Raw genomic sequence first — 14,569 nt, 5'->3', positions numbered from 1 at the left:
GTGCGTCTCTGTTGAGCGAAGCCAGGCTTTTTCTATTTGTCAGGGTGAAATCGGGAGAGGAGAGATAGAAGATGGCAGAGCGCAAAAAACTGGTGCTGGTCGGCAATGGGATGGCGGGGGTAAGGGCGATTGAGCATTTGCTCAAGCTGGCGCCCGATATGTACGACATTACGATAATCGGAGCGGAACCGCATCCTAATTATAATCGGATTATGCTGTCCTCCGTGTTGGCGGGCGGCACGGATATGAAGGAAATCATCATTAATGACTGGGATTGGTATAAGGAAAACGGGATTGAGCTTCTGACTGGTCATACGGTAATGAAAATTGACACGGGGCGCCGAAAAGTGATAACGGATGCAGGCGTCGAAGCTGAATATGACCAACTTATTTTGGCTACAGGCTCGAATCCGTTTATGCTCCCGATCCCCGGCGCTGACAAGGAGGGTGTCATTGCTTTCCGCGATATTCGGGACTGCGAGACGATGATCGATACGGCCAAAACTTATAAAAAAGCAGTCGTCATTGGCGGCGGTCTGCTGGGTCTCGAGGCGGCGAGAGGACTGCTCCATCTTGGAATGGACGTCTCAGTCGTGCATATTCACGATTATTTAATGGAACGTCAGCTCGATGAAGCGGCATCGCGTATGCTGCAGCGCGAGCTGGAGGCGCAAGGGATGAAATTCTTGTTAAACAAACATTCCGCAAGCCTTGCAGGACGCCGGCGGGTCAAGTCCATCCGGTTTGCGGACGGCAGTGAGGCGGATGCAGATCTGGTCGTCATGGCCGTCGGGATTCGCCCAAATGTGCAGCTGGCAAAGGCATCAGGCATTGAAATCAACCGCGGCATCGTAGTTGATGATTATATGGCAACCAGTGTGCCTGGCATTTATGCGCTGGGCGAATGTGCGGAGCACCGGGGCATCGCCTACGGACTGGTTGCTCCTCTCTATGAGCAGGGAGCGGTGCTGGCCAAACGGCTCGCTGGTTTAGAGACACCGGGGTATACGGGCTCTGTTACGTCTACGAAGCTTAAGGTTTCCGGTGTTGATGTATTTTCGGCAGGCAGGTTCGGCGAGGTGGCAGGAACAAAGGCGCTGCGCATCCAGGATGATTTGGGCGGAACCTATAAGAAGATTGTCATCGAAGACGGCAAGCTGATCGGAGCGGTGCTGTTCGGTGATACGTCGGACGGGGCCGAGTTGTTCTCCCTGATGAAGAAAGGCGAATCGATCGAAGGCCGCGAGAAGGAGCTGCTGCTAGGTATATCGGCTAACTTGCTTGGCGGTCAGGCACCCGATGCTGCGGCCAAATACGAAGCGATGGCTGACGATGAAATCGTATGCGGCTGCAATGGCGTGTCCAAAGTAGCGATAACCGATGCGATTCGCACAAAAGGCTGTACGACGGTGTCTGGTGTCAAAGCCTGTACGAAAGCTTCCGCTTCCTGCGGCGGCTGCAAGCCGATTGTAGAAGGGCTGCTCAAAGTTTATGCCGGTGATGCGGCAGGTGAGCCGGTTAAAGAAGGCATTTGCGGTTGTACAACACTCAATCGCGACGAGATTGTTGCGGAAATATCGCGGATGAGGCTGATGACGGTCAAAGAGGTTATGAATGTGCTGGATTGGAGGGAGAAGGAGGGCTGTACGAAATGCCGGCCTGCTCTCAATTATTATCTGGGCATGCTGTACCCGGAAGAATATATCGACGAGAAGGAATCACGCGTTACGAACGAGCGCTATCATGCGAATATTCAGAAGGACGGCACTTATTCTGTCGTTCCCCGCATCTACGGCGGCGTGACGTCTCCGGCTGACTTGAAGAAAATTGCGGAGGTAGCCGAGAAGTTCGACGTGCCGATGGTGAAGTTTACCGGCGGGCAGCGATTGGATCTGCTCGGTGTGAAAAAAGAGGATTTGCCGAAAATCTGGGCAGAGCTCGATATGCCGTCCGGCCATGCTTACGGCAAGACGCTGCGGACGGTTAAAACCTGCGTTGGCTCAACATTCTGCCGCTTCGGTACACAGGACTCAATCGGGATGGGCATTCGGATGGAAAAAGCGTTCGAGCGGCTAAACACGCCAGCGAAAGTAAAGCTTGCCGTCTCCGGCTGTCCTCGCAATTGTGCCGAGGCGACAATTAAAGACTTGGGGGTCGTTGCGATTGACGGCGGCTGGGAGCTGCATGTCGGCGGTAACGGCGGTGTGAAGGTTAGGGCGACTGATCTGCTCTGTATCGTCAAGACAGAGGATGAGGTGATGGAGTGGTCGTCGGCTTATCTCCAATATTACCGCGAGAATGCGGTATGGAACGAACGTACGGCGCAGTGGCTGGAGCGTGTAGGTCTGGATGCGATTAAGGCAGCGTTGGAGAAGAAAGAAGACCGGCAGGCGCTTGTCTCGCGTATTGAAAAGACGCTTAGCTTAACGACCGATCCGTGGAAGCAAATTATTGAGAGCGATGATTTACGTAAAAACTTTGAGCAATTGTCCGGCTCCGGCGCACTGCCGGCAAGGGGATAGGGGGCGATCATATGACAATGAGGGTTCAAGTTGCAAAGCTGGCAGACATTGATGTCAAAAGCTCGCGGAAGGTAAAGGTGCAGGATACGGAAATCGCTATTTTCCGTTTGACGGATGGCAGTGTGCTGGCGGTGGAAAATAAATGTCCGCACAAAGGCGGCCAGCTGTCAGAGGGAATGGTATGCGGAGGCGCTGTTCACTGCCCTCTCCATGACTGGAAAATCGATTTGCGCAGCGGACGCGCCCAAGCGCCGGATGAAGGCTGCATTACGACATTTGATCTTGAGGTCGATGGGGAAAGCGGGAATATCTATATAACAATCTAAGAGAGCGGCAAGGAGGGGATTGACATGTCGGATATAATACTTGCTGAAACGGTCAGGATAGGCGGAGCAGGCACAGTCTATATTGTCGGAGCTGGTCCCGGCGATCCGGAGCTCATTACGGTTAAGGCGATGCGCCGTATTCAGGCGGCGGACGTTATTTTATATGATAGGCTGGTTAATCCGTCATTGCTGGACTATGCGCGCTCCGATGCGGAGCGGATCTACTGCGGGAAAGCGCCCGGCGCCCACTCCATGCCGCAGGAGGAAATCAACCGGACGCTCGCTGATTACGCGCTGCGGGGAAAGACGGTCGTCCGCCTCAAGGGCGGCGATCCGTTCGTATTCGGGCGGGGGAGCGAGGAAGCGCTGGAGCTTGCATCGCAAGGCATTCCGTATGAAATTGTGCCAGGCATCACGGCAGCGATCGGCGCATCCGCTTCAGCCGGCATCCCGGTTACGCACCGGGGGTACGCAGCTTCCTTCGCTTGCGTCACCGGGAGTCGCTGCCACGGCGATGCCAAGCCGGTTCGCTGGGATCTGCTGGCGCATAGCGTTGATACGCTGGCGGTCTATATGGGCGTCAGCCAGCTTGATGATATTCGCGGGAAGCTGCTGCTAGCCGGCAAAGCTCCTTCGACGCCGGTCGCCCTCATCGAACAGGGAACGACGTCCAGCCAGCGCGTGCTGACTGCCACGCTTGATGATATCCACCTGCTTGCCGCAGCCATGGGGATTATTAACCCGGCACTCATTATTATCGGTGAGGTTGTCCGTGTAAGAGAGCAGCTCTTGCATGCGCAAAGGCGAGCTTCCGCAATGAGGATGATCGGGTGAAAATAGGCCAACTTTTGTATTGACAGTTATTTCATGGGATGGTAAAGTGACAAATAGATTTCAATTTTCGAAAGGAGGATTACGTGATGCGTAACATGATTGCAGTACCCCAGAATCATAATTTTCATTCGCAAATTAAATTAATCAACGTAATCCATCCGCGCGTCATTACTCTTTGCATTTAAGGGTTATCCCATAAATCAAAGGCGCATGGTTACGTAACCGTAATCATGCGCCTTTTTGCTTGCAGCGGTCGAGGAGTGGCTTTCTTTCCATGACACTCATTCTGCCGCCAGACAAGGAAGCGTATCTCCGTTTACGGTGAAACGCTTCCTTTTTTTGTGATAAGAGGTGTGGAGGACGTAACTTTTGCTGCAAACGATGGCTATCGCCATCTGAATGATTGCAAATAGGGATGGAAAATGGGAGGTGCCTGGACAGAATTATGTTTATCGTACTTAAGAAGCTGCAATGGTTTTTCGCAATGAGCTGGAAGAGATACACCGTAGCCGCCGTGCTGCTGATTGTAGCGGGCGTTCTGGATGTCATTCCGCCTTGGCTGATCGGCTACACGATCGACGGCATTCATCAAGGCGAGCTTGGGACGTCCGGATTTTATCAGGTCGTATTCGGCTGGCTGGCCGTCGTTATTGTCGGTTATATCATTTCGTATGTGTGGCATTATCAATTATTTGGCGGAGCCTTCGTCTTGGAGAGGCTTATGCGTTCCAGGCTAATGAGGCATTTTCTGAAAATGACGCCGACCTTCTTCGAACGTAACCGGACGGGCGATTTGATGGCTCGTTCAACCAATGACTTGAACGCCGTGGCGACGACGGCTGGCTTCGGTATTTTGACGCTGATCGATTCCACATTTTTCATGGTAACCATTTTGATCATGATGGCGGGTATGATCAGCTTGAAGCTGACGCTTGCTGCGCTGCTGCCGCTGCCGTTCATGGCGCTGGCGATGACGTACTTCGGGAAAAAGATTCATAACCGGTTCATGGCTTCGCAGGATGCGTTCGGCGAGCTGAATGACCAGGTGCTGGAGTCGGTATCCGGCGTACGCGTCATTCGCGCCTTCGTGCAGGAGGAAGCGAGTCAAGGGCGATTCGAGAAGAAAACATCTGAAGTATTCGATCGAAGCATTGAGGTTGCCAAGATTGATGCCTTGTTTGAACCAACTATGAAAATTCTCGTTGGACTCAGTTATTTGATCGGTCTCTGCTATGGCGGTTTTCTTGTTTTTCACAGCGAGATTACGCTGGGCGAGCTTGTTTCTTTTAACGTTTACCTCGGGATGCTTATTTGGCCGATGTTCGCGATCGGCGAATTGATCAATATTATGCAGCGGGGCAACGCCTCTCTCGACCGCGTCAATGAGACGCTGGGTTACAAGGCGGATGTTACCGATGCACAGGACACAACAGACGTGACGAAGCCGGACGTGATTCAGTTTAAAGGTGTAACATTCCGTTACCCGTCCTCGTCGGTCGATAATTTGAGCCAGGTGTCATTCGCTATTAGCAAAGGACAGACGCTTGGCATTGTTGGACGCACCGGCAGCGGCAAGACGACGCTGTTGAAGCAATTGCTGCGTGAATATCCAATCGGCAACGGCGAAATTTCCGTATCCGGCGTTCCGCTCGGCAAGATGAAGATCGAGCAGTTGCTTGGCTGGGTCGGTTATGTTCCGCAGACGCCGATCCTGTTCTCGAAGACGATTCGGGACAACATCTTTTTCGGTCTGAAGGGCGAAGGCTCGGAGGAAGATTTGCAGCGGGCGCTTGCGCGGGCGTCATTTGCCAAAGATATTCAGTTTCTGCCGGATGGGCTGGAGACGATGGTTGGGGAGAAGGGCGTAGCGCTTTCGGGCGGACAGAAGCAGCGGGTTAGTATTGCACGCGCTTTGATCGCAGATCCGGAAATCCTGATGCTGGACGATGCCTTGTCCGCCGTTGACGGACGGACTGAGGCTGAGATCATTGAGGGCATTCGAACGGAACGCGCTGGTAAAACGACGCTCATCACAACGCATCGTCTCTCCGCTGTACAGCATGCAGACTGGATCGTCGTGCTGGATGAAGGCAAGATCGTGCAGGAAGGCAAGCATGAGCAGCTGATTCTGCAGGATGGCTGGTACAAAGAACAATATGAGCGGCAGCAATTGGAGTCGTTCATCGAATCAGAATAGGATAGGAGGCGTCCGCGAACAATGGGTCATACAGGCAAACGATTGTTTCAATACGCCATGCTGTATAAGAAGCCGATCATTTGGGCGCTCCTGCTGCTTGTCCTTGCAGTAAGTTCAGAGCTTGCAGGACCGTTCATAGCGAAACGGATGATCGACCAAAATATATTGGGCATAGAGAAAAAATGGCATGAGGTCGCAGCGCAAGAGCGCTACGCGGTCGAATATAAAGGCAAATGGTATAAACGCGAGGATCATTATGAGCCTGGCGAAGCAAAAGGTGCGGAAGTCCGGGTGCTTCAGTCCGGACGCAAGTTCTATTGGGTGGAAGGTACACTTCCTAACTCGGGCGAGCGGCGTACCGTGCAAGATGGCGTGATGACGGTGACGAGCAAGGAAACCGGCGAGCAGGCTTCTGTTCAGGTAACACTCATCTCGGCCAAAGAATTGTATCAGTTCTACAAGCCGGAAATTCCGGCATTAATGCTATTGGCTGGCGTTTACTTCGGCCTCCTGCTCTTAGGTGCGGTATTCACCTATGGACAGAGGCTTCTGCTACAGACATCAGCGAACAAAATCGTTCGCCAGATGCGCAATGACGTATTCGCCCACACGCAGCGGCTGCCGGTCGGCTATTTCGATACGCTGGCTGCCGGGCAGGTCGTATCACGTGTAACGAATGATACGGAGGCCATTCGCGAACTGTACGTTGCGGTGCTTGCGAACTTCTTCTCGGCAATCGTCTACATGACAGCGATTTACGGAGCGCTCTTCCTGCTGGATGCAAGGCTTGCGTTGTTCGCACTGCCGCTTGTGCCGATTTTGATCATCTGGATCAAGCTGTACCGTAAAGTCGCTGCCCGCTACAACCGGATTATCCGTTCGAAGCTCAGCGAAATTAACGGTATGATTAATGAATCGATTCAGGGCATGCCGATCATTCAAGCATTCCGCCGTCAGAAAGAGACGATGAAGGAATTCGATGAATTGAATGAGCACTATTTTAAATATCAGAACAAGCTTCTCAATCTCAACTCCATTACATCGCATAACTTGGTTAACGTTATTCGGAACTTGATGTTTCTGGTCGTTATCATTATGTTCTGGGGCGATTGGCTGGGTGCGGCTGTAGGCGTTGGTGTCCTCTATGCGTTCGTCGATTTGATGAACCGGATGTTCCAGCCGATCGTCGGCGTCGTGAACCAACTCTCCAATCTGGAGACTGCCCGCGTCTCGGCAGAACGTGTATTTACGCTCATGGATCAGGAGGGCATCGAGGTTGTTCCAGGTACGATGGAGCGCTATCGCGGGGAAGTTCAGTTTGAGGACGTTACGTTCGCATACAAAAAAGAAGAGTATGTGCTGAAAAACATTTCGTTTACCGCTCGCCAAGGTCAGACAGTGGCGTTAGTCGGGCATACGGGCTCCGGCAAAAGCTCGATTCTGAATCTGCTGTTCCGCTTCTATGATACGAATAAAGGGCGGATTTCGATCGATGGTCAGGATGTGCTGTCGATTCCGAAGCAGCACCTGCGGCATCATATGGGCATCGTCCTCCAAGACCCATTCTTATTTACAGGTACGATTGCTTCTAACGTAAGTCTCGATAATCCGGCGATTAGCCGCGAGACGATCGAACAGGCGCTGCGTGACGTTGGTGCATATGAGATGTTCGCATCACTGCCAGGCGGGATCGACGCTCCTGTCATTGAGAAGGGAAGTACGCTGTCCGCTGGACAAAGACAGTTAATTTCCTTCGCGCGTGCGCTGGCATACGACCCGGCGATTCTGATTTTGGACGAAGCGACAGCTAGTATTGATACTGAGACGGAAGCGATCATTCAACAGGCGCTTGATGTGTTGAAAAAAGGCCGGACGACATTCGTCATTGCGCACCGGCTGTCCACGATCCGCCAAGCGGATCAGATTCTAGTGCTGGATCGCGGCCGCATTGTAGAGCGCGGCAATCATGATCAACTGATGGAGCACCGCGGCAAATACTTCGCGATGTATCAGCTGCAGCAGGGGGCGGCGGTTACCGCCTCCTAATTACGAAATAAATTAAAAACGGGTATGGCGCCTTGGTTAAGGAGCCATACCCGTTTTTGTGTATGCGATTCATATGATGAGGATAATCGCTTATTCCGTCTTGAATTTACCGATTTCTTTGTTCAATGCCGCTGCCAGGGAGCGGAGCTGCACGGCCGAGCTGGCAACTTCTTGCATCGAGGCAAGCTGTTCCTCAGAAGAGGCGGCAACCCGCTGCGAGTGCAGCGAAGAGCTTTCTGCAATGTGCTCCAACTGGTCGAGCGAAGCTGCAATTTCTTCACTGCCTGCCGACATTTGCTCGGAAGCGGCCGATACTTCTTGCACTTGCGAAGAAACTGCGCGAATCGCTTCTACAATTGCCCGGAATGATTCGCCGGCTTTCATAGATATTGCCGAACCTTCTCGAGCTCCGGTTACGGCTTGCTCCATAGAGCGTACCGCTTCATTCGTATGGCTGCTGATGCCTGTGAGAATCGTATTGATTTGCTCGGAAGATTCTTTGGAGCGCTCAGCCAGCTTTCGAATTTCATTGGCTACGACAGCGAATCCGCGTCCATGTTCGCCTGCGCGGGCAGCTTCGATCGAAGCGTTCAGCGCAAGGAGATTCGTTTGATTGGCGACGTCGCCAATCATGGCAAGAATCGTACTGATCTGGCTATTCATTTCTTCAAGCTGTTCCAGCGTCGTAACTGTGCTGGAGACGCTGTGCTCGATGGCATGAATCTGCTGAACGGTACGTCCCAGTACTTCCCCGCCGGCAACGGCGAGCTCTGTCGTATCGGCAGCCAGATCGGATACCGAAGACGAGGATTCCGCGATGCGCTGAATGCCAACCGTCATTTCCGTCATTGCACGCTGGCATTCCTGGAAGCTTTGCAGCTGAGTATCGGCGCCTGCTGCAACCTCTTGGATGGCTTCGGCTACTTCTTGTGTTGCAGCTGCTGTCTGCTCCGCGCTTTCCTGCATGTTTGCCGCTGAACTGGTTACTTCCTCCGAAGCGGAACGAAGATTGTAGGTCAAGCTGCGCAGACTGATAATCATATCATTGAAAGCGGCCGATACGCGTCCAATCTCGTTGCTATTCGTAACAGGTACAGTCTGTGTCAAGTCGCCTTTGGCTGCTTGCGCCGAGATTTCGGCTAGTCGTTTCAATGGACTCAGTGCCATTCTTGCCAGCCAAACGACGAAAGCCATGGCAACGACGATGAACAGAGCGGCTAGGCCAATGCCTTTCCACAGCATGACATTCATTTTGCTGGTGACATCATCGTAATCGAAGTCGATTGCAAAATAGCTAATAATTTTACCCTCTTTGTTCTTGATAGGTGTTAAATAGGTAATCCAGGTGCCCGAATCGTCCTGATAGGTATCCAGTTTAATGAAATTTTCAGTCCCAAGCTTCTCGAAGCCTTCGATGAACTCGTGAGGCAATTCATACTGCTTCTCGGTACCATAGCCCAGGTCGTTCATGCTTTTATTGCTCTGGATGATGGTAGCAAATTTGTTGCCGTCTTTTTCAACCGTGTTTGGCATGAACAGATATGTATTTTTAACCAATTCATTTGTATTCATCGCGTCTAATTGCTTTCCAAGCGAATTGAAAGTGGCTTGATTGTCGCGTTGATCGGCTTTCATTTGGATGTAAGCGTTCTGGACGAGATCCAGATTTGCCTGCATTTGTACCCCGAATGTACGAGTTGCGCGTTCCATATCTGCCAAGTAGGCGTTCTTCTGCGCGCTGTAGGATGTCCATTCAAAAACGCCGATGACGGCAATGAACAGAGCGGCGAGCACAATAGAGCTCGTTAAGGCTAGACTGCGGTCTTTAATCTTAAGAATAAATTTAATCATTACGGTTACTCCTCACTTGATGTATAATGCAGCATCGCTGCTTCTCCTGTGATATTTATAACGACATTATAGGTCTAATTTATTAGATAAGTTCGGCATTTGATGTTAGAAATGTATTTGAACACTTCAATTCGCAGCATTTGAAGCTGCATTTCATACTATTTTTAAGCCGATTTAAGGAAGCGTTAAGCAAAGGTCTTTAAGATAGTGCTTGTACTTAGTCATCTGTACAGAAAGGAGGAGAAGCTGATGAAGAGGAAAAGTAAAGCATGGGCGGCCACAACCTTAGCTTTAATGCTGGCGCTTGGCGGAGGTTTATCCGTTGAGAGCGTGTATGCTTCTCCAGCTGCGAGCTTGTCCATTTCTCAAGGAAAAGCTGACGACGGCTCGGCAGGCAGCAATGATCAGACATTCGTTGATAGCGGGAGTGATACAGAGGCAGGAGGCAACGCCTGAACCGTCTAGACTCAGACTACGCCCCAAAATGCAAATGTACATGTACATGGGCTAGAATCGGTCAGGCTGATGAATGCGGCTCGACATGCATATGTACATTTGCATTTTGTCACTTAGGTTATTAATGCATAATGGGCGTTTAATTATGGGGAAAATATAGGAGCGATATCGAAAAGACAGAGGGCCTAAATGGCCTGTCTTTCGATATCGCTCCTTATTTTATATCGAGTCAGGGTCGCCCGCTGTAATGAAAGCATGCACGCTCACGACGGCTGCGGGCTTCCTGCTTGCGACATTTTACAGCATAATATCAGTCAATTGGCCATATTATTCTAGATACTGGAAGGAGTAACGACTTGTTCACAGTAATTTCACACAACCCTTTCTTGACGGAGAGGGTTGTTTTTGGTTATAGTTCAATAATCAAATAGTTCTACTGTGAAACTATATAGACATGCAGAGGAAGAGAGGGGACGCTGTAATGACCGCGCCAGACATTGAATTTTTAAAGCAGATCATATCGCGCTACGAATCGGTGCATTTTACAGTGAATACAAGATTGACCGCCATGATCCGTGAGCTGATGCCTGAGGCGCTTACTGTAGACCAGTTCGCGACGCTCCGATATTTGCGGTCGGTGGGTGCAGCCAAATCAACGGACCTTGCAGATATATTCTGTGTAGGCAAAAGCTCGATTACCGCGATTACAACGCGGTTGTTCGATAAAAACCTCATTGAACGGCATCCGGATGAGAAGGACCGCCGCGTTACGCTGCTCCGCTTGACGGAGGAAGGCGAGCGGTTGTCTGGTTCGATCGAGGATGAGATTCAAAAGATGATCGCCAAGTTTTTGAATCATTTTGAAGAGGAGGAAGCCCTTCAATTCATTAACACGTTCGAGAAGTTAGCGAAAGTAATGACACAGGAGACGGAGAGGAGCTAGAGAGAAAATGAGAACCGTATTAAAGCTGAGATGGGTCTTGCTGGCAGTGTGGCTGGTAGCAGCTGCTGGCCTTATGTTAAGTGCCCCAAATATGCAGGATCTCGTCCGCGACAAGGGTCAGATCACCGTACCGGAAGGTTATTCCTCGACAAAGGCTGCTGAGATGATCAAGCAGTTTGAGGGCAAGGAAAGCGGAGGGGGCGGAGCGGCCACTGTTCTTGTTTTCCACAATGACAAGGGTTTATCGGATACCGACATGACCGCTGTTCAGTCCGGCATCAACACGTTGAAGGATCGTAAGGATGAGCTGCACATTACCAGTATGACGACTCATCTGGACACTCCTGAATTGAAGAGCCAGATGCTCGCGAAAGACGGCAAAACGATGATTGCTCTCGTCAACGTTAATCTTGACGGTGCAGATCTGTCTAAGGTTCGTGACGGTCTCTATAGCGCATTGTCAGATGTAAAAGTTGATCATTATTATACGGGCAACTGGATCATCTCTGAGGATGTTATGCAAAGCTCGGAAGAGGGCTTGAAGAAAACTGAATTTATTACCGTTGGCTTTATTCTGATTATTCTGTTCCTCGTATTCCGTTCGGCAGTGGCGCCAATCGTGCCGTTGCTGACTGTAGGTTTCACCTATTTGGTATCGCAATCCATTGTAGCCTATCTGGTGAAATACTTTGGATTCCCGCTATCGAATTTTACGCAAATTTTCCTAGTGGCCGTCCTATTCGGTATAGGAACCGATTATTGTATTCTGCTGATCAGCCGGTACAAGGAAGAGCTGTCCCATCGCGGCGGCAACATTCCGGAATCGATCGTAGCGACTTACAAGACGGCAGGGAAAACCGTTCTGTTCTCCGGCTTGGCCGTATTGGTCGGCTTCGCGTCGATCGGTTTCTCGACCTTCGTCTTGTACCGCTCTGCGGTGGCGGTAGCTGTAGGTATTGCTGTGCTGCTCGTAGCGTTGTTCACGATTGTGCCGTTTTTCATGGCGGTGCTGGGGCCGAAGCTGTTCTGGCCTTCTAAAGGCTCGCTGGAGCACAAGCCGAGCGGACTTTGGGGTGCAGTCGGCAAGTTCTCGCTGAAGCGTCCGGTGTGGGCGCTCGTGATTTTGGCGGTGCTGATTGTTCCTTTCCTAACCGCATATAAAGGTTCTATCTCGTTTAACTCGCTGGACGAAATCGGCGATAAATATGACTCTGTAAAAGCGTTCAATCTGATTGCTGACAGCTTCGGGCCTGGTGAATCCTTGACTTCCACTGTTGTTGTCAAATCGGATACTGCCATGGATACGCCGGAAGGCTTGGCCGCTCTGGAGCAAGTAAGCCGTGAGCTGGGTAAAGTTGAAGGTGTGAAGACAGTCCGCAGCGCGACCCGTCCAACCGGAGAAGTGCTCGATGACTTCCTGGTGACCGATCAAGTTGGTACGCTCGAAGACGGCCTGGGCAAAAGCGGCGACGGGCTGGGTCAGATCGGCTCGGGCCTATCCGAAGCCAGCGCAGCGCTTAGCGATAATGCGCCGAAGCTGAATCAAGCAGTGGATGGCGTCGGCGAACTGGTGAATGGCACCAATGCGTTGAAAAAAGGTGTCGTCCAGTTGGGCGATGGACTGAAGCAGATTGAAAAAGGACTGCTAGACGGCTCCGCTGGTGCCAAGGAGCTGAGCGAAGGGCTTAGCAAAGCGAAGGTAAGCGCAGATCAGCTCGCGGCAGCCAGCAAAGATTTGCTAGCCGGCTATAAGCAAGCCGAGTCGGGAGTTGGCCAATTGACGCAAGCCTATGGTGCGATCGCGTCTGAACAGGCGAAGCTTGCCGACGGATTAGCAAGCTTGGGCAAAGGGTTGGCGGGTCTGGAGCAAAGCCATCCGGAGCTGAAGGATGATGAGGCGTATGTGCAGGCTCTAGCTTCTGTTGCGCAGATGCAGCAAGGCGCTTCGGGTCTCAGCCAACAGCTGGTGATGCTGAATACGCAGCTTGGCGGCGTTGCCGGAGGGTTGAAGCAGGCGAACGGCGGCTTCGAGCAGGCTTCCGGCGGGCAAGCGGCCTTGGCACAAGGATTGGGTCAATTGGCTGACGGTATTGCCGCGCTGCAAAAGGGGATTGAGCAAGCGGCTGCCGGTCAAGGGCAGATCGTATCGAAGCTGCCTAGCGTTACGCAAGGCTTTGATAAGCTTGCTGGCGGGCAGAAGGAGCTGCAATCCGGTTTTGCAGATTTGAATGGGCAGCTTAGCCAGTTGACTGGAGGCTTGGATCAAAGTGTTGACGGTTTAACGCAAGTAACCGACGGGCTATCATCGGCGAAAGGGTACTTGAGTGAGCTTTCCTCTTCGGCAAACAAGCAAATTACCGGCTGGTTTATTCCGCAGGAAGCGATCGACAAGCCGGAGTTCCAGCAAGCTCTTGATGTTTATTTGTCCGAGGATCGCAAAACGGCAAAACTGGACGTCGTATTCAGCGGCAACCCTTATGAGCAAGAAACGATGTCGCAAATCGATGATCTGGAAGCTGCAGTCGGCCGTGCTCTAAAAGATACTGCTTATAGCAGTGCTGCTTATGCGGTAGGCGGTGTATCGAGTATGAATAACGATTTGAGCAATATTTCGAATGCGGATTACAGCCGCACCGTTATTTTGATGCTGATCGGTATCTCCATCATTCTCATTATCCTGTTCCGTTCGATTATTATGCCGCTTTACATGATCGCGTCGCTGCTCGTTACGTTCTACACGTCGATGGCGATTACGGAAGTGATCTTTGTAAGATTGCTAGGACATTCCGGCCTCAGCTGGGCGGTGCCGTTCTTCGGCTTCGTCATGCTGGTCGCGCTCGGAATCGACTACAGTATCTTCCTGATGGACCGCTTCAAAGAGTATCGTCACCTGTCGCCTTCTGAGGCGATACTGGAAGCGATGAAAAACATGGGCACCGTCATCATGTCGGCAGCTGTTATTCTGGGCGGTACCTTTGCGGCGATGCTGCCGTCAGGGGTCATGTCGCTGCTGCAGATCGCAACGATCGTGCTATGCGGATTGTTCATGTACGCACTCGTGATGCTGCCGCTGTTCATTCCAGTTATGGTGCGTATGTTCGGCAAAGCCAACTATTGGCCGTTCATGCGTTCGGATGACGAGCTGGACTCGCCGTCAGCGCCGAGCGAGAAGGTCCGCGCTTATCCGCGTGACACTACGATTTAATGGGTTAGTGGATGAATTGAATTGTTATGGCCTGTTTGGCAAGGGGGGCGGTCTTTGGACCGCTCACTTGCTGAGCGGGCTTTTTTTCTTTGGGGGTGGTGCGAAGCTGGCTTCGTAAAACAGCGAAGGGGCTTCGCTGTAGCTGAGGTTTAGTGGTCTGGCGGAGTTTAGCGAAGCTGGTTCGCAAAA

10 protein-coding genes are annotated in these 14,569 nt (G+C 51.6%); 8 read left to right on the top strand and 2 right to left on the bottom strand.

From position 1 onward, the window contains the following. The first annotated feature begins 71 nt into the window (after positions 1–71). From nirB to TY10_RS23305, 5 genes are all read left to right on the top strand, one after another. A complete protein-coding gene (gene nirB / locus TY10_RS23325) occupies positions 72–2,522 on the top strand; it encodes a nitrite reductase large subunit NirB (protein WP_042168969.1) in 2,451 nt (816 codons plus the stop codon). Positions 2,523–2,533: 11 nt separating this feature from the next. Continuing rightward, the gene (nirD, locus tag TY10_RS23320; RefSeq protein ID WP_042168967.1) at positions 2,534–2,848 is read left to right on the top strand and encodes a nitrite reductase small subunit NirD; all 315 of its coding nucleotides are present in this window, start codon (positions 2,534–2,536) and stop codon (positions 2,846–2,848) included. A gap of 24 nt (positions 2,849–2,872) precedes the next feature. Further along, positions 2,873–3,682, top strand: coding sequence for a uroporphyrinogen-III C-methyltransferase (gene cobA, locus TY10_RS23315; RefSeq protein WP_042168965.1), 810 nt, complete (start codon positions 2,873–2,875; stop codon positions 3,680–3,682). A gap of 445 nt (positions 3,683–4,127) precedes the next feature. Beyond that, a complete protein-coding gene (locus TY10_RS23310) occupies positions 4,128–5,879 on the top strand; it encodes an ABC transporter ATP-binding protein (RefSeq protein ID WP_042168962.1) in 1,752 nt (583 codons plus the stop codon). Positions 5,880–5,900: 21 nt separating this feature from the next. Then, complete coding sequence (locus TY10_RS23305; protein ID WP_042168959.1) at positions 5,901–7,925, top strand: ABC transporter ATP-binding protein; 2,025 nt, start codon at positions 5,901–5,903, stop codon at positions 7,923–7,925. Between the two features lie 90 nt (positions 7,926–8,015). Here TY10_RS23305 and TY10_RS23300 read toward each other — a convergent pair whose 3' ends face one another. Further along, complete coding sequence (locus TY10_RS23300) at positions 8,016–9,776, bottom strand: methyl-accepting chemotaxis protein (protein WP_052350729.1); 1,761 nt, start codon at positions 9,774–9,776, stop codon at positions 8,016–8,018. A gap of 249 nt (positions 9,777–10,025) precedes the next feature. On the opposite strand from TY10_RS23300, the gene TY10_RS23295 reads away from it, so the two are divergent. From TY10_RS23295 to TY10_RS23285, 3 genes are all read left to right on the top strand, one after another. After that, positions 10,026–10,232, top strand: a complete 207-nt coding sequence (locus TY10_RS23295) for a hypothetical protein (RefSeq protein WP_042168956.1) — start codon at positions 10,026–10,028, stop codon at positions 10,230–10,232. 481 nt (positions 10,233–10,713) lie between these two features. Next, positions 10,714–11,175, top strand: a complete 462-nt coding sequence (locus TY10_RS23290; RefSeq protein ID WP_042168954.1) for a MarR family winged helix-turn-helix transcriptional regulator — start codon at positions 10,714–10,716, stop codon at positions 11,173–11,175. Between the two features lie 7 nt (positions 11,176–11,182). Continuing rightward, entirely contained in the window at positions 11,183–14,380 is a 3,198-nt protein-coding gene (locus TY10_RS23285) for an MMPL family transporter (RefSeq protein ID WP_042168951.1), read from the top strand. A gap of 4 nt (positions 14,381–14,384) precedes the next feature. Here the strand turns inward: TY10_RS23285 and TY10_RS31855 are convergent. Beyond that, on the bottom strand, positions 14,385–14,569 hold a 185-nt coding region (locus TY10_RS31855; protein ID WP_042168949.1), incomplete at its 5' end, for a hypothetical protein.

The organism is Paenibacillus gorillae, assembly GCF_000513275.1.
GTDB lineage: Bacteria > Bacillota > Bacilli > Paenibacillales > Paenibacillaceae > Pristimantibacillus > Pristimantibacillus gorillae.
This window is presented reverse-complemented; position numbering and strand designations above follow the sequence as displayed.

Bases quoted from the DNA above. Each gene is read 5' to 3' on its own strand.
- nirB (WP_042168969.1), top strand. From the start codon at position 72: ATGGCAGAGCGCAAAAAACTGGTGCTGGTCGGCAATGGGATGGCGGGG.
- nirD (WP_042168967.1), top strand. From the start codon at position 2,534: ATGACAATGAGGGTTCAAGTTGCAAAGCTGGCAGACATTGATGTCAAA.
- cobA (WP_042168965.1), top strand. From the start codon at position 2,873: ATGTCGGATATAATACTTGCTGAAACGGTCAGGATAGGCGGAGCAGGC.
- TY10_RS23310 (WP_042168962.1), top strand. From the start codon at position 4,128: ATGTTTATCGTACTTAAGAAGCTGCAATGGTTTTTCGCAATGAGCTGG.
- TY10_RS23305 (WP_042168959.1), top strand. From the start codon at position 5,901: ATGGGTCATACAGGCAAACGATTGTTTCAATACGCCATGCTGTATAAG.
- TY10_RS23300 (WP_052350729.1), bottom strand. From the start codon at position 9,776: ATGATTAAATTTATTCTTAAGATTAAAGACCGCAGTCTAGCCTTAACG.
- TY10_RS23295 (WP_042168956.1), top strand. From the start codon at position 10,026: ATGAAGAGGAAAAGTAAAGCATGGGCGGCCACAACCTTAGCTTTAATG.
- TY10_RS23290 (WP_042168954.1), top strand. From the start codon at position 10,714: ATGACCGCGCCAGACATTGAATTTTTAAAGCAGATCATATCGCGCTAC.
- TY10_RS23285 (WP_042168951.1), top strand. From the start codon at position 11,183: ATGAGAACCGTATTAAAGCTGAGATGGGTCTTGCTGGCAGTGTGGCTG.